Origin of the sequence: Enterococcus sp. DIV0183, from assembly GCF_050541505.1 — a bacterium.
Lineage (GTDB): Bacteria > Bacillota > Bacilli > Lactobacillales > Enterococcaceae > Enterococcus > Enterococcus faecalis.
The window spans coordinates 348,410-366,496 of sequence record NZ_CP172932.1; the positions used below are offsets into that span (position 1 = coordinate 348,410).

Consider the following 18,087-nt stretch of genomic DNA (forward strand, 5'->3'; position numbering starts at 1 on the left):
AAATTGTGAGAGGTGAAAGCGCTATTTTTTGTTTATGATGAATACATAAAGTTAGTCTAACGTACAAAAAATAAAAATAGTGAAAGGATTGACAACTATCAACAAAGTGAAAAAAGAACAAGTTGAGAAACGAACCTATTTAGCGGTTGATATTGGCGCTTCTAGCGGTCGCATAATGAAAAGTCAACGCTTAGCGAATGGTCAGATAACAATAGAAGAAATTCATCGTTTTAAAAATGGTTTTCATCAAAAAGATGGGTATCAGCGTTGGGATATGGCTAGTTTAGTTCATGAGTTACTGCTTGGTCTGCAAAAAGTTAAACAATTAGGTATCAAGGAATGTTTTATTGGAATTGATACTTGGGGTGTTGACTATTGTCTGCTGGATCAATCTGGACAACTTTTGGACGAACCGATTGCTTATCGAGATGGACGGACAGAAGCAGCTGTAACAAATTTTTCAAAAGGCTATTCATTAGAAAAATTGTACCAACAAACGGGGATTCAAGTTCAACCTTTTAATACCATTTTTCAGTTATTTGTAGAGGAAAAGGAACGTTTGGCTGCAGCCAGTCAATTGTTGTTAATCCCTGATTACTTAGGTTATGTCTTTACTGGAAAAGCAGTCATCGAAGCAACCAACGCTTCCACCACGCAACTGTTGAATGCTGGAACGAAACAATGGGAAAGTGAATTACTGGATTTCCTAGGAATTGATGAAACACTATTTCCAACATTAGTAGAGCCGGGCACGATTTTAGGCGACCTGCAAACAGCGGCTTTTCCAGACTATGATTTACCAAATGCAACGTTGATTACGATAGCTAGTCATGATACAGCTTCAGCAATTTTAGGTACGCCAGGCATTGGCGATGACTGGGCGTACATTAGCAGTGGTACTTGGTCTTTATTAGGCATTGAAACGACTGTTACAACAATTTCTGCTGAAGCTTTCCAAGAAAATTACACGAATGAATGGGGCGCCCAGAACACAATTCGTTTCTTAAAAAATATTATGGGTATGTGGCTAATTCAAGAAGTGGCACGGTACCAAAACTACCAATATAGCTATGCTGAATTGGCCGCCTTAGCTGAAAAAGAACCAGCATTTCAACAATTTATTGATGTAAATGATCCTCGTTTTTTAAATCCGGGAAATATGATTACTGAATTACAAGCCTATTGCCGTGAAACACAACAAACAGTTCCTGAAAGCCCTGGTGAACTCGCTCGTTGTATTTATGATAATTTAGCATTGTGTTACAGCGTAGAACTAGAAAAATTAGCTCAATTAACAGGAATCGAACGGAAAATTACAACTTTACATGTTGTCGGTGGTGGTTCCAATAATCGTTTATTGAACCAGCTAACTGCTGATGTTGCTAATGTTACAGTGAAAGCGGGACCTGGGGAAGCAACTGCTTTAGGTAATCTTTTGATGCAGATGATTGCAACAGGTGAACTTAAAGATATTCCAGCAGCTCGTACTTGTATCCAAACATCTTTTCCCACGGAAATCTATCAAGCAAATCCAATTGATTCAACAATAAAAAATCGCTATCAAGCATTTATGAAAAGGAGCTCATTATGACAACCATTACACAAAAATATGAAGAAGCGAAAGAAAAATATGCCAGTATTGGCGCAGATACCGAAGCTGTATTGGAAAAAATGGCTGATGTCAAAATTTCAATGCATGTGTGGCAAGGAGATGATGTGAGAGGCTTCTTAAGTGAGGATGAACTTTCTGGCGGTATTTCAGTTACAGGGAATTATCCAGGCGTTGCTCGAAGTCCCCAGCAACTACGTCAAGATTTAGAAAAAGCGTTTTCTTTAATTCCAGGAAAACACAAATTGAATTTACATGCTATTTATTTAGACACAGAGGAAAGGGTAGATTTAAACGAACTGGAACCAAAGCATTTTGAACCATGGGTGACTTGGGCAAAAGAAAATGGCTTAGGATTGGACTTTAATCCAACCTTTTTCTCGCATCCAATGTACCGCGATGGCTTTACTTTAGCTCATCCGAATCCGCAAGTTCGAGACTTTTGGATTGAGCATGGGAAACGTTCACGAAGAATTGCTGAATATTTTGGAAGAGAATTAGGACAAGTAGCTGTCAATAACTTTTGGGTGCCAGATGGCTTTAAAGATAACCCAGTTGATCGTTTAACGCCGAGAAAGCGGCTAATGGATTCGCTAGATGAAATTTTTTCAGAGGAAATTGATCCAGCTTATACAGTCGATGCGGTGGAAAGCAAGCTCTTTGGGATTGGTTCAGAAGCCTATACAGTTGGGTCTCATGAATTTTATATGGGCTACGGTTTAACGCGGAATAAATTAATTTGTTTAGATGCTGGTCATTTTCATCCAACAGAAGTGATTTCTAATAAGTTATCTTCATTATCCTTATTTGGCGAAGGAATGCTATTACATGTCAGTCGTCCAGTTCGCTGGGATAGTGACCACGTTGTCATTATGGATGATGAATTGCAAGAAATTGCCAAGGAGTTAGTTCGCAATGATTTATTAGGAAAAACACACGTGGGCTTAGATTTCTTTGATGCCACAATCAATCGTGTTGCCGCTTGGGTGATTGGCACCCGCAATACACAAAAAGCGTTAATGAAAGCGATGCTTGAGCCAACAAACGTCTTAAAAGAAACTGAATTGATGGGAGATTTTACCACACGTTTAGCCTTAACGGAAGAGTTAAAAGACTTTCCATTTGCCGATATCTGGAACTACTACTGTCAAGAAAATCACGTACCTATCGGCTTAGATTGGTTAACGGATGTTCAAGAATACGAAAAAGTGATTTTACCAACTCGTCAATTGCCAACAGGTAAAGATAGTTGTCGTTTTTCATAAAATTAACAAACGAGAGGAACTTCTAAAATGAAAAAAATGAACGTGTTACAAGCACCATTTGTGGAAGAAATGGTCAAAACGACCAAAAATTTATATCGTTTAGGTTGGGATGAACGAAATGGCGGAAATATTTCGTATTTATTAAAAGAGGAGGAGATTTTACCTTTTCTAAATCCAACACAAGTGCTCCGAAAGATTCCAATGAAATTTGATGCAACGAAATTAGCAGGAAAATATTTTATCGTGACAGGCTCAGGAAAATATTTTAAAAATGTCTGTGATGCACCAAGCGAAAACTTAGGGATTTTACGAGTTAGTGAAAATGGCCAGGAATTAGAACTATTGTGGGGCTTAGAAGATGAAGCTGTGCCAACGAGTGAATTACCTAGCCATTTTATGAGCCATATTGCTCGTTTAGCTGTTGATCCAGAAAATCGCATTGTCATGCATAATCATGCGAGTCATTTATTAGCAATGAGTTTTACCCACGAATTAGATGAAAAAGTCTTTACTAGAACATTATGGCAAATGTGTACCGAATGTTTAGTAGTATTTCCAGACGGTGTTGGTATTATTCCATGGTTGGTTCCTGGAACGAATGAAATTGGTGTAGCAACGGCTGAAAAAATGAAAGAATCTCGTTTGGTTTTATGGCCGCAACATGGTATTTATGGTACTGGCCGTGATATGGATGAAGTATTTGGTTTAATTGAAACTGCTGAAAAAGCCGCTGAAGTGTACACTTATGTTTGTGCGCAAGGAGGCGTTCGCCAAACAATTTCAGATGCAGATTTATGGCGCTTAGCAGAAGCGTTTGGTGTGACACCGAAAGTTGGCTATTTGGAAGAGAAAGTATCAAAACGGAGAAAGCTATGATAAAAAAAGCCTTTTGTATGCAAGTATATCCTGATCAACATGCCGAATATCAACGACGTCATGAGAAGTTATGGCCAGAAATGCGTCAAATGCTGAAAGAACATGGGGTAATTAAGTATCAAATTTTTTTAAATCCTGAAACCAGTACACTTTTTGGTTATTTAGAAATAGAAGATGAAGCTCGCTGGGAGCAAATAGCACTGACACCAATCAATCAAAAATGGTGGAACTATATGGAAGATATTATGGAAACAAATCCTGATTGCTCGCCGGTGACGGCTGAATTAAAAAAAGTTTTTGAACTATAATTTAAAATAGAACAGTTTGTTATAGTGAATCGTATGATTGTACACAAAACAACTTACTTGAGTAGAGTTGATTTCAAGGGATTGTTCTAGAACTTACAAAGAAAGCCTTTGTGGTAACGGCTGTTCCAGAAAGAAATAAATTGTACCAACATTAGCTGTAACTGTTTATTCAAAAAATAGTTAACTTCTAAAAAAAGAGGTGAATCTTGTTGAAGAGTGTAAAAGAAATCCGGAAATCACAAGTAAATAGTATGATTTCAGATCAATATGAGATCTTTCATGTAAAAGATATGGTTAGTCCAGAAAAAACCATCTATCATTACCACGATTTTTATGAAGTCCATTGTACGTTAAAAGGGGTAGCAACGTTCTTTTTAGATGGACATCAATTTGATGTTGAAGCAGGGACCGTTTTACTCATTCATTATCATGATTTACATCGAATTATTAAGCAGAGTACTGATGATTTTGAACGGATGTATATTTTTTTAACACCTGATTTTTTACAACAACGATCTAGTAAACGGACAAACTTGTCTGCTTGTTTTCAACATTTTGGTCAGCGTCGTAGTAAAGTTATCAAAGTGGATGTAGCAAAATTAGCAAACTACTTGACCCCGTTAGATCATTCTCCTTTGCCAGAAGAATATGGTGCGGATGTTCGTTATGAACAACAACTGTTAGACTTTTTAATTTACTTAAATCAATTAGTTCTGAAAGAAGAGAATGAGAGCCAACCAAAACAAATGATTGAAAATGAACGAATTGAAGCAATGATTACCTACATTTCTCAAAATTTGGATCAACCATTAACCTTAGAACAGATGGAAAAAAATTTTTTTGTGACTAAGTATTATGTAACGCGGGAATTTAAGAAACATACAGGATTTACTTTCCATCAATTTGTGCTGAAAAAGAAACTACTTTACGCTAAACAGTTATTAAAAGAATATCGCAGTGCTAGTGATGTTTACCTGAAATGTGGATTTAAATCATATCCACACTTTTTGAAATCTTTTAAAAAAGAGTTTAATATGACACCGAAAGAATTTTTGGTGCAACATAAGAATAATCAGATCATTCATTTTGATCATTACGAAGAATCTATCAAGAAAGTGAGGCTTGAATAAAATGTTGACACTTGCAGTACGTGCCCATGATGTTGGCACCAAAATATCTCCTGTGGAATTGGCTAAAAAAATTGCTGAAACGAACATAACTTCAATTCAATTTGCCTTAGGTATTTCTTATCCAGAATATGCAAGTGCTGCTGTTCTATCTCCAGGACTAGGAAGTCAATTGAAGAATATTTTCGAAGATGAAAAGATTACGATTAGTGTCCTAAGTTGTTATATTAATCTGATTCATCCAGATTTAGAAGAGCGAGAAAAACGACTGCATCAATTTGAAACATACATTCGTTACGCTTCAATGTTTGGGGCAAAAATCGTTGCAACTGAAACAGGCAGTATATATGAAACGATTTATTACACTGAAGATAATTATACAGAAGAAGCCTACGAAGAAGTTTTATTTTCTGTTAGAAGATTATGTCGAGAAGCTGAAAAGTATGGGATAATTGTTGGGATTGAACCAGGAATCAATCATCCAATTCATACAATTGAAAAAATGCAACGATTGATTGACGAGGTTGCTTCAACTAATTTAGGCATTATTTTGGATCCTACCAACTTAATTCGAGTGGATATAGATAAAACGTATTTGGAAATAGTAGAAGAAGCGTTTGAGTGTTTTGGTGAAAAAATCGTTGCTTTTCATTTGAAAGATTTCATTATAAGAAATCAGCAGATATTTCCGGTAGCCATTGGCGAAGGGCAGGTACCTCTTAAAGAAACCATTCAATTTTTGAATAAACATAAGCCCGGACTGTTCACTATTTTTGAGGAAACACCATTTGAAAAAATAGCAAGTGCCTATCAAAAAGTTTCGCAATATCATTCCATTTAGATAAAAATGTGCAACAAAAAACATCTCGATTTTTTGAGATGTTTTTCGTTGCTTAATAAGACAAAATATAAAATATACTTGCCTTAAAAACTCACATAAAAGAAAGAAGCAATCGCCACAGCAAATGAAATAATAGCAAACACTAAACTACTCCATAGTCCTAACAGAATAAATGGTGAGGTTCTTTTGCCGCCCTCTTTCTTTAAGTAGGAAAATGTCCGTCCAGTAACAATGAATTGCCAGATACTAATCAATAAAAAAATACCGCCAATTAAGTAACGCATGTCCTCGTCCTCCTTCTATTTAGTATACCACTTGATGAAAACGTTATCAAAACGCTGTATAAAAAAGTTGCCTTTCAAAAAAGAGAAAGGCAACTTTTTTGACGGTTTAACGGACGTCACCCATTAAGTTTTGGATTGGTTTTTTCACAATGAATAAGAGAATCCCAGCAACGACAGCTACAAGTCCGACAATCCCAAAATATGCTGACTCTGTTCCAGGTGTATAGAAACGAGCAATTTGAGCGTTAATGGCTTGTGAAGCGGCATCTGCTAATAACCAAATAGCAACGGTTTGAGCTTCGAAAGCTTTCGGTGCTAATTTTGTAGTAATCGATAAGCCAACGGGAGATAAACACATTTCTCCGACAATCATAATGAAGAAACTAAAGAATAACCAAAGTGGACTCACCCGTCCTTCGGTACCATAAAGTAGACCTGGCAACATTAATAAGACGAAGGAAAGACCAGCAAAGACTAGCCCTAGTGAAAACTTCACAACGGTTGATGGTTGACGTTTACCTAGTTTTGTCCATAATGTAACAAAAATAGGGGTCAAAATAACTACGAATACAGGATTTAATGATTGGAACCAGCTAGCGGCAATCGGGAAGCCAAACAAACTCGTTTGCGTCCGTTCATTTGCAAATAGAGCAAGAATAGACGAACCTTGTTCTTCCAATGACCAGAAAACAATTGCTGCTAAGAATAATGGCAAGTAAGCCAGAACTTTGGGTTTTTCTTCAGCAGTGACATCTTTAGACGTTAACATTTTGCTGAAATAATAAACAGGTAACAGGATTCCTAACACGCTGATGGTATTAATAAAGAAATCAATTGTTAAATGTCCTGTGACATAGGCGCCACCAAAAATAAGTAAAGCAACGACAATTGCCAACATAAATGCTTTAGCAAATTTCTTTTGCTCTTCTTTAGACATTGGATTAGTTGGGGCCTGACCAATTCCAGCTAGAGATTTACGTCCTTGGAAATAATATTGTAGTAGCCCGAAGAACATCCCTACTGCGGCAACGGAAAAGCCTAAATGATAATTATATTCTTGTCCTAAAGTTCCGACAACAAGGGGAGCTATTAAGGCTCCGATATTAATCCCCATGTAAAAAATGGAGAAGCCTGCATCTCTACGTAAGTCAGTTTTTGAATAAAGATGGCCAACCATCCCTGAAACGTTTGGTTTTAACATCCCAGTCCCAAATACAATCAACATAATAGAAACGAATAAGGCGGGGACACCAAATGGGGTAGCGAGAACAATATGTCCAGCAATGATTAACAAACCACCAATAAAAACAGTTTTCCTTGAACCTAAGACACGGTCAGAGACCCAACCGCCAATGATACTGGACATGAAAACCATTGATCCATAAATGGACATGATGGCTAAGGCAGTTGCTTTGGGGAGACCTAAACCGCCATTGGCTACGGTATCGTAAATGTAATACATTAGAATAGCACGCATGCCGTAGTAACTGAAACGTTCCCACATTTCTGTGAAGAACAGTGTTGCTAGTCCTTTCGGTTGTCCCAGAAAGGATTTGTCTAATTTCTCAAGTTGTTCTTTGTCACTCATAGATAAAACTCCAATTCTTATAATATTCAGAATATTTGATAATAAAATGACTTAAATGTAGATTCATATATTTTATTACTCATAGATTGGAAAATAGAAAGAGAAAAAACTGATTACGTTTTTAAATAACAAGCGTTCGAGTGATTATTTGTTTTTTATTCGTGAATTATAATAAAAATGAATATTTATTCTGCTTTGTTTTCAATACTTTGTTTTCATAGTTGCTTTAGCTGTTCCTTTTTTGAATAAGATTAAAATGAATAAATAACAAGCAAAATATAAGATTTTTTTTGTTTAACTCTTTTTGTTTCAATAGGAAGTGCTTGGTGTTTTTTCAGAATCGAAAAATGAATACGATAAAAAATTTAACTATATATAGAAGGAAAAAATAAAAATAGTGAATGATAAAAAAATTCAAAGAAAACACCTGTTCTTTTTAGGCGTGAGTTTTTGAAAAGAACATTCTCATGTCTAGTATCTTTAACATTTTGTTACTTTTTGACTGAAACGAATGTAAAAAAACCGACATTTAATGGTTAATCAAGGGTTAGAAAACGGTTTCTCGAAAATAAAATCCTGTTTTTTTAACTTTTTTTCGCAAAATATAAACAGGGTAATATCAAGCTTCCAGCAGCTTTTTATTACAAAATGTAACAAAACCGACATTCTAGTAATAAATTGTCACGAGATATTCACCTACGGCCGGCCATTCGATGATAAAGTATGTGAAGTCGTTTCGATAAAGCGAAGCAGACGTGGTTGTTGCCGAGAGCTAAGAGCAACAATCAAATATTTTTAATTACAAAGGAGAAACATACATGAAATCAATCAAAACGATTTTACTTGGAACAACTTTGGCCGCAGGTTTAGGATTATTCTTAGGAACAGACGCAAACGCAGAAAGCTTATATACAGTTAAAGCAGGAGATACTTTATCAACAATTTCTCATCAATTTGCAGGAGACAATAGCTTAATTCAAAAAATTGCTTCTGATAACAAATTGCCAAACCTTGATTTAATTTTTGAAGGAGAACAATTAGTTATTCGTTCAGAAAAAGAAGTTGCTAATACTCCAGCACCAGCTGTAGAAGTTGCACCAGTTCAACAAGTAGTTGAACAACCTGTTGCACAACCAGTACAACAAGAAGTACAACAAGAAGTACAACAACCTGTTGCTCAAGAAGTAGCGCAACCAGCAGCACCTGCCGCAAGCAGTGATGCAAAAGAGTGGATCGCACAACGTGAATCTAGTGGTTCTTACGATGCAACAAACGGTCAGTATATCGGTCGTTACCAATTATCTGCCTCTTATTTAAATGGTGACTATTCACCTGCCAACCAAGAACGCGTGGCAGATCAGTACGTAGCAGGTCGCTATGGTTCATGGGATGCAGCTAAATCATTCTGGTTAGCAAATGGTTGGTACTAAAATTAAATAAACGAAGTAATCTAATTACTTATTAAAAACCATAAACAAAAAAACAGTAACCTGTAAAGATTACTGTTTTTTTTGTCGATTTGTTAAGGTACAACGCCCCACGCTCGTCAATTGGTGGTCTGCGTTATATATTTTTGCTTCCCAAACTTGAAGGGTCTTTCCCGAGTGATCGGGTGTCGCAATCACGGTAAGGCTACCATCATGGACACTACGAAGATGATTTACTTGTAAGTCTATGCCGACAGCAAAAGTGTTTTCAGGAACGTTTTCGTTCGCACCTAAACTACAGGCAGTTTCAATTAAGACGCCGTTTAAGCCCCCGTGGACAAGGCCATAGGGTTGTTTATGCACGTCTTTTACCGTTAAAGTAAGCTGACATTTCTCAGCAGAAACCTGTTGAATCGTGATGCCTAAATACTCTAAAAGATGAATAGTAATCAGTCCTTTCTAATAAAAGAGAGAATAAAAGGTTTTTTATTTATTATACAGGAATGAAGAAAATTTGAAATAGCCATGTTTTTTCTTAAAATTCAAGCGACTTTTTCTCTAAAGTGCCGATTCTTGTGTATAATAGAAAAGATGAGATTAATGAAGGAGGTTTCCTAATGAGAAACTGGACAACAATTAAAGAATATGATGAAATTTTATTTGAGCAAGCAGGCAAAGTAGCAAAAATTACTATCAACCGCCCGCATGTTCACAACGCATTCACACCGAAAACAGTCATGGAAATGATTGATGCATTCAACATTAGTCGTGATAAAGAAGATGTCGGGGTTATTATTTTAACAGGCGCAGGTGACCAAGCATTCTGTTCTGGTGGCGATCAAAAAGTTCGAGGTAATGGTGGGTACGTTGGCGAAGACAACATTCCACGTTTAAATGTGTTAGATTTACAACGGTTAATCCGTGTCATTCCCAAACCAGTAATCGCAATGGTGAAAGGCTGGTCCATTGGCGGCGGCAATGTTTTACAATTAGTTTGTGATTTAACAATTGCGGCTGAAAATGCTAAGTTTGGGCAAACAGGACCAAATGTCGGTAGCTTTGATGGTGGATACGGCTCAGGTTACTTGGCGCGCGTTATCGGCCATAAAAAAGCGAAAGAAGTTTGGTTTATGTGTAAACAGTATTCTGCTCAAGAAGCTTTAGATATGGGCTGGATTAATACAGTTGTTCCATTGGATCAAGTAGAAGATGTGACAATGGAGTGGGCAGAAGAAATGTTAACCAAAAGCCCGATTGCTTTACGGATGATTAAAGCCTCTTTAAATGCCGATACAGATGGCTTGGCTGGTGTGCAACAATTAGCTGGTGATGCGACACTTCTTTACTATACAATGGCTGAAGCACAAGAAGGCCGAGATGCATTTAAAGAAAAACGGACACCAGATTTCGATCAATTCCCTAAATTCCCATAAACCAATGACTTGGTTAAATAAACAAGTACAAAAACGTCCCGATCATCCTGCTTTTTATTTTCAGGATGAATCTTGGACGTTTTTAGAAGTGCAACAAGAAGTCAGCCATTGGGTAGCCACATATCAACAGGTGCTTGCACCAGAAGAAAAACGTGTGGCTTTATTCAGTAAGAACAGCAAAGAGTTGTATTTTTCAATTCTAGCCTTATGGGAATTGGGGAAAGAGTTATTATTTTTAAATACGCATTTGACACTTGCTGAACTGACTTTTCAGTTAAAAGATGCGCAAGTTAAAACGATTATTGGTGCGCCTGAAACGCAGGCTTTGTTAGAGGAGATTTCTTTTGTCGACGTTCAGCCAATGGTTAAAAAACAGCATAGTCTTTCACATCAGGAGTTTCAACAGCCAAGTGACTTAGAGTCGGTGGCTTCTATTATGTATACATCTGGAACTACAGGACAGCCTAAAGGGGTCTTGCAACGGTTTAAAAATCATTTGGCCAGTGCTAGAGGCACTCAAGAAAATATGGGGATTACTGCTGAAGATTGTTGGTTGTGTGCAGTCCCATTATTTCACATTAGCGGATTGTCGATTGTTGTTCGACAACTCGTCTTAGGTTGTAGTATTCGCCTTTACGATAAATTTGATGAACAGCAAGTGACACAAGATTTACAAGAAGGCCGTGGAACCGTCATTTCAGTGGTTGCGACAATGTTACAACAATTATTGTCTGTCTATCCTGAAGCTGGCTACAGCGTCAGCTTTAAAGGAATGTTATTGGGCGGCGGACCGATTGCACCGGATAAATTAGCGCAGTGTGAGGAAAAAGGGATTCCAGTCATTCAATCTTACGGGATGACGGAAACGTGTTCGCAAGTTGTTGCCTTGAAATTTGAAGATGCGGCACTGAAAATCGGCTCTGCTGGACAACCGTTAAAAGATATGCAGATCAAAATTGTTGATGAACTAGGACAAGAACAGCCAGAAAAGCAAGTCGGGGAAATTTTACTTAAGGGACCAAACGTTGTTTCAGGTTACCTTAACCAGCGTCAACCTGAAAAATGGACAGCAGATGATTGGTTTAAAACAGGCGACATGGGCTATTTAGATGCACAAGGTTACCTGTATTTGGTTAGTCGTTTAAGTGAACTCATTATCTCTGGTGGTGAAAATATTTACCCCACTGAGGTTGAACAGGTGTTACAGGCGATAACAGGAATTAAAGCAGCGGCAGTTGTAGGAGAACCAGATGCGCAATGGGGAGCCGTCCCAGTTGCTTATGTGATTAGTGACCAAGAACTCACCTTAGCGCAAATTCAAGACCAGTGTTCACGAAAACTGGCAAAATATAAACGACCGAAACGCATTTATTTTTGTCATTCTTTCCCGCAAACAGCAAGTGGAAAGATTGCCAAACATCGTTTCATGACAGAAGAAAGAGAGGCGTTTTTAATCAGATGAAATTGCCTGATGAATTACGACAAGCCTATCAGAAGAATGCCCGTCAGTTCAGTTGGGTTTTTCCATTAGAAACAGAACAAACAGCCTTGGCAATTTTTGCCGCTGGTGAAAAGGCATACCAAGGAGAACGTTTTTTTTGGCAAACGCCGAAAAAAGATTTTGCTTTGGTTGGCTTCGGATATGAAACTATCTTAAAAGGCGCAGAAACAGAAACGCAGCAATTGAACAACCTTTTAAAAAAAGAGGCGGCAACTCGTTTTCAAAATATGTCTATTTCTGGTACGGGGGCTCTTCTGTTTGGCGGTTTGCCTTTTGATACAGAACAAACGCCTACTGAGGCCTGGGGAGAGTTAGGGGAAGGTTGGTTTTATCTACCAAGTATTCTATTTACTTTTTCAGGTTCACGTATTTATGGAACGCTGAACTTTTCAGGTTCTAGTGAACAAGAAGTCGAGGAACGTTGGTCGACTTTGGTGGCTCAGTTTGATCGCTTGTTAGCTACCTGTGAGGAGTTGCCAGCTGTAGCGGAAACAAAGATTGACAAGGAAGAAGTTGCCGTGACTGAATGGCTACAAGCTGTCAACGAAACAGTAGCAGTCTTAAGAGAAGATGGCCCTTTAAAAAAAGTGGTTTTGGCTCGACAACTTGCTGTGAGCAGTCCTGAAAAAATTCGAAGTAACCAAGTGCTCGTTAATTTAATGGCACAACAACAAAATACGTATTTGTTTGCTTTAGAAGCCAAAGACACAAGTTTCATTGGTGCAACACCAGAACGACTTCTGTTGGGTACTAAAGAAACGTTTGCGACCGCTTGTATTGCAGGAACCATTAAAACGGGTCAAACATCAGAAGAAACGAAAGCTTTAGGAGCACAACTTTTACAAGACCGCAAAAATACCGGAGAACACCAAATTGTGGTGGAACGTTTAGCGAAAGAGTTGGCGAAGATGACGACTTCTGAAAACAGTATTCAAGCACCCATTATTTTGGAAAATCGAGATGTACAACATCTTTATGTGCCAATCTCGGGTCAACGTAAGCCGGGAATTTCGTTCTTGGAAAGTGTGATGCAACTACACCCAACGCCAGCTTTAGGCGGTGAGCCCAAAGAGTTGGCAGTCGAATGGATTCGACAATATGAGCCAGGGAGTCGTGGGTTATATGGTGCGCCAATCGGTTGGATTTCAGGGAATGATGATAGTGGCGAGTTTGCTGTGGCCTTGCGTTCAGGTGTCTTTGCTGGTCAGCAAGGCGTTCTTTATGCAGGTTGTGGTATTGTTGCGGATTCCCAAGCAGAGCTAGAAAGAGAAGAAACGAAAATAAAATTTCAACCGATGTTACGAGGAATTGGAGGGCAGGTTTAATGAATCATCAAGAAACAATGACCGATTATTTAACGGCCTTTATTGAAGGCTTAAAAAATAGTGGGGTTGAACAAGCAGTCATTAGTCCAGGGTCCCGTTCCACACCACTGGCTTTATTACTTCATCGGGAAACCGCAATCCAAACTTTTGTCGATGTCGATGAACGTTCCGCTGCTTTTTTTGCTTTAGGATTAAGTAAAGCGAGTCAAAAACCAGTGGTCTTACTTTGTACCTCTGGAACAGCAGCTGCAAACTATTATCCAGCAATTTGTGAAGCCAATATTAGCCATGTGCCTTTAGTCGTTTTAACAACGGATCGGCCGCATGAGTTACGTCAAGTTGGTGCTCCTCAAGCCATGGACCAATTACAAATGTATCAAAATCATGTGAAATTATTTGTTGAAATGGCTTTGCCAGAAGCAACAGAAGAGATGTTGAATTACGCCTATTGGCAAGGCGCTAAAGGAGCAGCATTCGCGCAACAAACGCCTGCAGCACCTGTTCATTTGAATTTTCCTTTGCGGGAACCATTATTACCTGACTTAGAGAGAAAAACAAAGAGTTCTCAACAAACGGCTTTATTCGCTGGTCAATCAATCCTTTCTACAGAACAAGTGCAACAGCTAGCGGATCAATGGTACCAGAAAAACGGCGTTTTGGTTGTCGGTGGCAGTCATACAGAGGAAGAAGCGGCGTTATTTATTCAATTAGCCGAAGCTTTGCAATGGCCGTTACTAGCGGATCCTTTAGCAAACATTGTGACACATGGGCAAAATAGTGAAGTTGTTATTGCACATAGTGATCTGTTTCTAAATGTGGCGACCTTGCCACAAGAACCAGAAGTGGTAGTGCGCTTTGGTTCGCTGCCAATTTCTAAAAACATCATGTTATGGTTGAAACGCTTAGCAACGACAGAGACTACTTTTTATTTTGTGGACGAAAATGGGCAATGGCAAGAGCAATTGAAAAAATCACAAACAGTTATTCAGGCAAAGGAAACCACGTTTGTAGAACAACTGCTAACGGTTGTCAAACCAACAGAAGCGACTTGGTTAGCACAATGGCTCTTGCTGGAAAAAACGGTCTCTGAAGTTCTTCTAGAAACGCTGAACGCGACAGAATTAAATGAAACAACAGCCAGCTTAGCTGTTCACCAAACAATGAAAGAGAACGGTCAGTTATTTGTATCTAATAGTATGGCTATCCGCTACTTAGATCGATTTATGGATAGTCGCCCTTATCGGATGTTTGGAAATCGCGGCATCAACGGGATTGATGGGATTGTTTCAACTGCTTTAGGAATGAGTGCCGTAGCACCGACACAGCAAAACGTTCTACTGATTGGTGATTTAGCGCTATATCATGATATGAATGGTTTATTTTTGGCTAAACGTTATCAGTTGCCGTTAACAATTGTTTTATTAAATAACAATGGTGGCGGGATTTTCTCTTTTCTATCTCAACGAACTTTACGTGAGGACGATTTCGAGCCTTTATTTGGAACACCGCTTGATTTAGATTTCTCGTTAGTTGCTGAACTTTACGGTGCTTCGTACCAAGAAGTCAAAACAATCGTGGAGCTTAAGCAAATTTTACAAGCAGCGGCTGAAGAACCACAGTTTCAAGTGATCGAAGTCAAAGGAAATCGTCAAGAGAATGTTCATTTGTACGAATCAATTTTAGCTGAAATTGGTAGACGAGTAGAAAGACAGGGGATTTCATGGAACGGTTAATTCGGGGGATGCAGTACCATTATCAATGGTTAACACCTTTTGATGCAAAGCGAACGACAGTAGTCTGTTTACACGGTTTCACAGGAACGTTAGCCACGTTTGCAGCCGTTTTTCCCAGTCAAACACCTTATAACGTTTTAGGAATTGACTTACCTGGGCATGGCGCGACTGCTAGTTTGGTAGCACCAGAGCGTTATACCATGAAACAGGTTTGCCATGATATTGCTGAACTAACCGAATCGCTAAATTTGCCTTGCTTTTGTTTATTAGGCTATTCAATGGGCGCTCGAACAGCTTTAGGTTTTGCATTACATTATCCACAAAAGGTACAGCATCTTTTATTGGAAAGTGGATCACCAGGTTTGGCCACTGCCGCAGAACGTCAGGCTCGTATCTGTCAAGATCATCGTTTGGCGGAACGTCTCTTAGAGGAACCGCTTGTGGATTTTATTGATTTCTGGCAAGAATTACCGTTATTTCAAACGCAAAAAACCTTGTCTGTGGCACAGCAAATGGCCATTCGGCAGGAACGTTTGAGCCAATCGGCCTTTGGATTGGCTAGTAGTTTATGGTATATGGGGACAGGAGCGCAAGAGAGTTACTGGGAACGTCTAGTAGAATTGCAGCCGATTCCTACCGATTTATTGGTAGGCGGCGAAGATCAAAAGTTTATTGGAATTGCTAAAAAAATGCAGGCACGTCAACCGTTGTTGAGGCTGACAATTTTTCCTGAAGCAGGACATTGTATCCATTTGGAACAACCAACGATTTTCTATGAAAAGGTGACAGTGTTATTGGAAGGAGCCATCTGAATGAACATTCAATCAATTGAAACCTATCAGGTTCGTTTGCCTTTAAAAACGCCGTTTGTCACGAGCTATGGTCGCCTGGAAGAAAAAGCGTTTGATTTATTTGTAATAACGGATGAGCAAGGAAATCAAGGGTTTGGCGAATTAGCGGCTTTTGAGCAACCTGATTATGTGCAAGAAACGTTGGTAACCGAACGCTTCATCATCCAACAGCATTTAATTCCGTTACTTTTAACAGAAGCGATTGAACAGCCGCAAGAGGTTTCAACAATTTTTGAAGAAGTTAAAGGACATTGGATGGGAAAAGCTGCGTTAGAAACTGCCATCTGGGATTTATATGCCAAACGGCAACAGAAGAGTTTAACTGAATTTTTTGGACCAACGCGGAGGAAAATTCCTGTAGGGATTAGTTTAGGGATTCAAGAAGACTTACCTCAATTACTTAAACAAGTTCAGTTAGCTGTAGAAAAAGGGTATCAACGAGTGAAGCTGAAAATTCGTCCCGGTTATGATGTGGAACCCGTTGCTTTGATTCGTCAGCATTTTCCTAACTTGCCTTTAATGGTCGATGCCAATTCAGCGTATACATTGGCTGATTTGCCTCAATTACAACGTTTAGATCACTATCAATTAGCGATGATTGAACAGCCTTTTGCTGCAGATGATTTTTTAGATCACGCACAATTACAAAGAGAACTGAAGACAAGAATTTGTTTGGATGAAAATATTCGTAGTCTCAAAGACTGCCAAGTGGCGTTAGCATTGGGCAGTTGCCGTAGTATCAATTTGAAGATTCCTCGTGTAGGTGGGATTCACGAGGCGTTGAAGATTACCACATTTTGCCAAGAAAATGATTTATTGGTTTGGTTAGGTGGTATGTTTGAGTCTGGTGTTGGTCGCGCATTGAATTTGCAATTTGCGTCACAGCCTACCTTTTCCTTTCCAGGTGATATTTCAGCCACGGAACGCTATTTTTATGAAGATATCATCACGGAACCTTTTATTTTAGAGCAAGGGACAATGGCCGTGCCTCAGGGACTTGGTATTGGTGTTACACTTTCCCAGACGAATTTGCTAAAATACAGTCAGTATCAAAAAATCATGTAATGATAACAAAATTGCGCCTATGACTATGCAGAGAAGCATAATCTAGGCGCAATTTTTTATTTTTCTAATTGACTCGCTGCGGCTTCATCCAAGAGAACCGTTAAATTTGGATGGAGTTGAAGAATAGAAGCAGGATACGTTTCTGTGACAGGTCCTTGGAGTACTTGTTTGACCATCTGAGCTTTTTGTTCACCATTTACAATTAGGACAAGATGCTTAACTTTCATGATGCTGGCTGGCCCCATCGTAACAAAGGTCATGCCTGGCTGCATCATTTCAGGAACAAACCAAGGCTCTGAACCAGTGACGGTCACTTGATAGGTTTCATTTTTAAAATGAGTGGTAGTGGGCATGTTCCCACAAAAATGACCATCTGCTCCTAAGCCAATTAACATCAAATCTAAGCCGCCTGCGTCAGCAATCCGTTGATCTTGTTGTTGAAAGTTTTCAACAGTTAATGGATGGATGTTTTGCTCGGATATTTCCGCAGGTGTCAAATACAGCGTCCGCAAATCTGTCAGAGTAATGCCTTCCTTTTGATGAGGAACGGGGATTTCATCAAAGTTATAATAATGAACATTATCAAAGTCAGATAAATTTTTCACAATCGAGGCTAATTTTTGGTAAACAAGTGTTGGCGTTTTGCCAGCGGTAATTGATAAATTCACTCGTTTATCTTGGCTCATCGTGCTTAGAAGTAACATTTTTGCCCATTCGCTCATCGTGTCGAAATCTTGTTTAATTAAAATTTTCATACTTGCTCACTCCATTCTTTGAATAAGCTAAGTATAATTTGTGGGAACCATCCCATGTCAAGCTCTTCACAAAAAGGATTTAATTAACGGTATGCAAAA

Annotated in this window: 17 protein-coding genes; 13 read left to right on the forward strand and 4 right to left on the reverse strand. The window is 38.7% G+C overall.

All coding sequences use genetic code 11. The features are described 5' to 3' along the window. Window positions 1-79: 79 nt before the first annotated feature. The 6 genes from rhaB to IGK72_RS01810 all read left to right on the forward strand — a co-directional run bounded on the left by rhaB (window position 80) and on the right by IGK72_RS01810 (window position 6,026). Complete coding sequence (rhaB, locus tag IGK72_RS01785; protein WP_002381192.1) at window positions 80-1,591, forward strand: rhamnulokinase; 1,512 nt, start codon at window positions 80-82, stop codon at window positions 1,589-1,591. Continuing rightward, complete coding sequence (rhaA, locus tag IGK72_RS01790) at window positions 1,588-2,874, forward strand: L-rhamnose isomerase (protein ID WP_430619609.1); 1,287 nt, start codon at window positions 1,588-1,590, stop codon at window positions 2,872-2,874. The genes rhaB and rhaA overlap by 4 nt, the downstream gene beginning before the upstream one ends. A gap of 27 nt (window positions 2,875-2,901) precedes the next feature. Next, window positions 2,902-3,750: a rhamnulose-1-phosphate aldolase gene (gene rhaD / locus IGK72_RS01795; protein WP_002363003.1), complete on the forward strand. Its 849-nt coding sequence runs from the start codon at window positions 2,902-2,904 to the stop codon at window positions 3,748-3,750. Continuing rightward, window positions 3,747-4,058 carry an L-rhamnose mutarotase gene (gene rhaM, locus IGK72_RS01800; protein WP_002361185.1) on the forward strand — a complete coding sequence of 104 codons (312 nt, stop codon included), beginning with the start codon at window positions 3,747-3,749 and terminating at the stop codon, window positions 4,056-4,058. The genes rhaD and rhaM overlap by 4 nt, the downstream gene beginning before the upstream one ends. Before the next feature lie 251 nt (window positions 4,059-4,309). Next, entirely contained in the window at window positions 4,310-5,188 is an 879-nt protein-coding gene (locus tag IGK72_RS01805; protein WP_002358417.1) for an AraC family transcriptional regulator, read from the forward strand. A gap of 1 nt (window position 5,189) precedes the next feature. Next, window positions 5,190-6,026, forward strand: a complete 837-nt coding sequence (locus IGK72_RS01810; protein WP_002355313.1) for a sugar phosphate isomerase/epimerase family protein — start codon at window positions 5,190-5,192, stop codon at window positions 6,024-6,026. 83 nt (window positions 6,027-6,109) lie between these two features. Here the strand turns inward: IGK72_RS01810 and IGK72_RS01815 are convergent, their stop codons facing one another. Continuing rightward, window positions 6,110-6,310, reverse strand: a complete 201-nt coding sequence (locus IGK72_RS01815; RefSeq protein WP_002355314.1) for a hypothetical protein — start codon at window positions 6,308-6,310, stop codon at window positions 6,110-6,112. Between the two features lie 106 nt (window positions 6,311-6,416). Further along, window positions 6,417-7,898 carry a peptide MFS transporter gene (locus IGK72_RS01820; protein WP_002355315.1) on the reverse strand — a complete coding sequence of 494 codons (1,482 nt, stop codon included), beginning with the start codon at window positions 7,896-7,898 and terminating at the stop codon, window positions 6,417-6,419. Between the two features lie 818 nt (window positions 7,899-8,716). On the opposite strand from IGK72_RS01820, the gene IGK72_RS01825 reads away from it, so the two are divergent. Continuing rightward, complete coding sequence (locus tag IGK72_RS01825; protein WP_048737106.1) at window positions 8,717-9,328, forward strand: LysM peptidoglycan-binding domain-containing protein; 612 nt, start codon at window positions 8,717-8,719, stop codon at window positions 9,326-9,328. A gap of 69 nt (window positions 9,329-9,397) precedes the next feature. On the opposite strand, the gene IGK72_RS01830 is transcribed toward IGK72_RS01825, so the two are convergent. Next, window positions 9,398-9,778, reverse strand: coding sequence for a PaaI family thioesterase (locus tag IGK72_RS01830; protein WP_002355318.1), 381 nt, complete (start codon window positions 9,776-9,778; stop codon window positions 9,398-9,400). Between the two features lie 110 nt (window positions 9,779-9,888). Here IGK72_RS01830 and menB point away from each other — a divergent pair, with 110 nt between their 5' ends. From menB to menC, 6 genes are read left to right on the forward strand one after another with little or no spacing between them, the layout of a single operon-like run. After that, window positions 9,889-10,758, forward strand: a complete 870-nt coding sequence (gene menB, locus IGK72_RS01835) for a 1,4-dihydroxy-2-naphthoyl-CoA synthase (protein ID WP_002391106.1) — start codon at window positions 9,889-9,891, stop codon at window positions 10,756-10,758. A gap of 4 nt (window positions 10,759-10,762) precedes the next feature. Then, entirely contained in the window at window positions 10,763-12,220 is a 1,458-nt protein-coding gene (locus tag IGK72_RS01840) for an o-succinylbenzoate--CoA ligase (RefSeq protein WP_023894894.1), read from the forward strand. Further along, window positions 12,217-13,584: an isochorismate synthase gene (locus IGK72_RS01845; RefSeq protein ID WP_002394670.1), complete on the forward strand. Its 1,368-nt coding sequence runs from the start codon at window positions 12,217-12,219 to the stop codon at window positions 13,582-13,584. Before IGK72_RS01840 ends, IGK72_RS01845 begins: the two co-directional genes overlap by 4 nt. After that, the gene (gene menD, locus IGK72_RS01850) at window positions 13,584-15,317 is read left to right on the forward strand and encodes a 2-succinyl-5-enolpyruvyl-6-hydroxy-3-cyclohexene-1-carboxylic-acid synthase (protein WP_002397008.1); all 1,734 of its coding nucleotides are present in this window, start codon (window positions 13,584-13,586) and stop codon (window positions 15,315-15,317) included. Before IGK72_RS01845 ends, menD begins: the two co-directional genes overlap by 1 nt. Next, the gene (gene menH / locus IGK72_RS01855; protein ID WP_002410468.1) at window positions 15,305-16,129 is read left to right on the forward strand and encodes a 2-succinyl-6-hydroxy-2,4-cyclohexadiene-1-carboxylate synthase; all 825 of its coding nucleotides are present in this window, start codon (window positions 15,305-15,307) and stop codon (window positions 16,127-16,129) included. Before menD ends, menH begins: the two co-directional genes overlap by 13 nt. Beyond that, window positions 16,130-17,233, forward strand: coding sequence for an o-succinylbenzoate synthase (gene menC / locus IGK72_RS01860; RefSeq protein WP_002361194.1), 1,104 nt, complete (start codon window positions 16,130-16,132; stop codon window positions 17,231-17,233). Between the two features lie 56 nt (window positions 17,234-17,289). On the opposite strand, the gene IGK72_RS01865 is transcribed toward menC, so the two are convergent. After that, window positions 17,290-17,988 carry a glucosamine-6-phosphate deaminase gene (locus IGK72_RS01865; RefSeq protein WP_023894895.1) on the reverse strand — a complete coding sequence of 233 codons (699 nt, stop codon included), beginning with the start codon at window positions 17,986-17,988 and terminating at the stop codon, window positions 17,290-17,292. Window positions 17,989-18,087: the final 99 nt, after the last annotated feature.

Bases quoted from the DNA above. Each gene is read 5' to 3' on its own strand.
- rhaA (WP_430619609.1), top strand. From the start codon at position 1,588: ATGACAACCATTACACAAAAATATGAAGAAGCGAAAGAAAAATATGCC.
- IGK72_RS01840 (WP_023894894.1), top strand. From the start codon at position 10,763: ATGACTTGGTTAAATAAACAAGTACAAAAACGTCCCGATCATCCTGCT.
- IGK72_RS01815 (WP_002355314.1), bottom strand. From the start codon at position 6,310: ATGCGTTACTTAATTGGCGGTATTTTTTTATTGATTAGTATCTGGCAA.
- rhaD (WP_002363003.1), top strand. From the start codon at position 2,902: ATGAAAAAAATGAACGTGTTACAAGCACCATTTGTGGAAGAAATGGTC.
- IGK72_RS01865 (WP_023894895.1), bottom strand. From the start codon at position 17,988: ATGAAAATTTTAATTAAACAAGATTTCGACACGATGAGCGAATGGGCA.
- IGK72_RS01820 (WP_002355315.1), bottom strand. From the start codon at position 7,898: ATGAGTGACAAAGAACAACTTGAGAAATTAGACAAATCCTTTCTGGGA.
- menD (WP_002397008.1), top strand. From the start codon at position 13,584: ATGAATCATCAAGAAACAATGACCGATTATTTAACGGCCTTTATTGAA.
- IGK72_RS01810 (WP_002355313.1), top strand. From the start codon at position 5,190: ATGTTGACACTTGCAGTACGTGCCCATGATGTTGGCACCAAAATATCT.
- IGK72_RS01805 (WP_002358417.1), top strand. From the start codon at position 4,310: ATGATTTCAGATCAATATGAGATCTTTCATGTAAAAGATATGGTTAGT.
- rhaM (WP_002361185.1), top strand. From the start codon at position 3,747: ATGATAAAAAAAGCCTTTTGTATGCAAGTATATCCTGATCAACATGCC.
- menC (WP_002361194.1), top strand. From the start codon at position 16,130: ATGAACATTCAATCAATTGAAACCTATCAGGTTCGTTTGCCTTTAAAA.
- IGK72_RS01845 (WP_002394670.1), top strand. From the start codon at position 12,217: ATGAAATTGCCTGATGAATTACGACAAGCCTATCAGAAGAATGCCCGT.
- menH (WP_002410468.1), top strand. From the start codon at position 15,305: ATGGAACGGTTAATTCGGGGGATGCAGTACCATTATCAATGGTTAACA.
- IGK72_RS01825 (WP_048737106.1), top strand. From the start codon at position 8,717: ATGAAATCAATCAAAACGATTTTACTTGGAACAACTTTGGCCGCAGGT.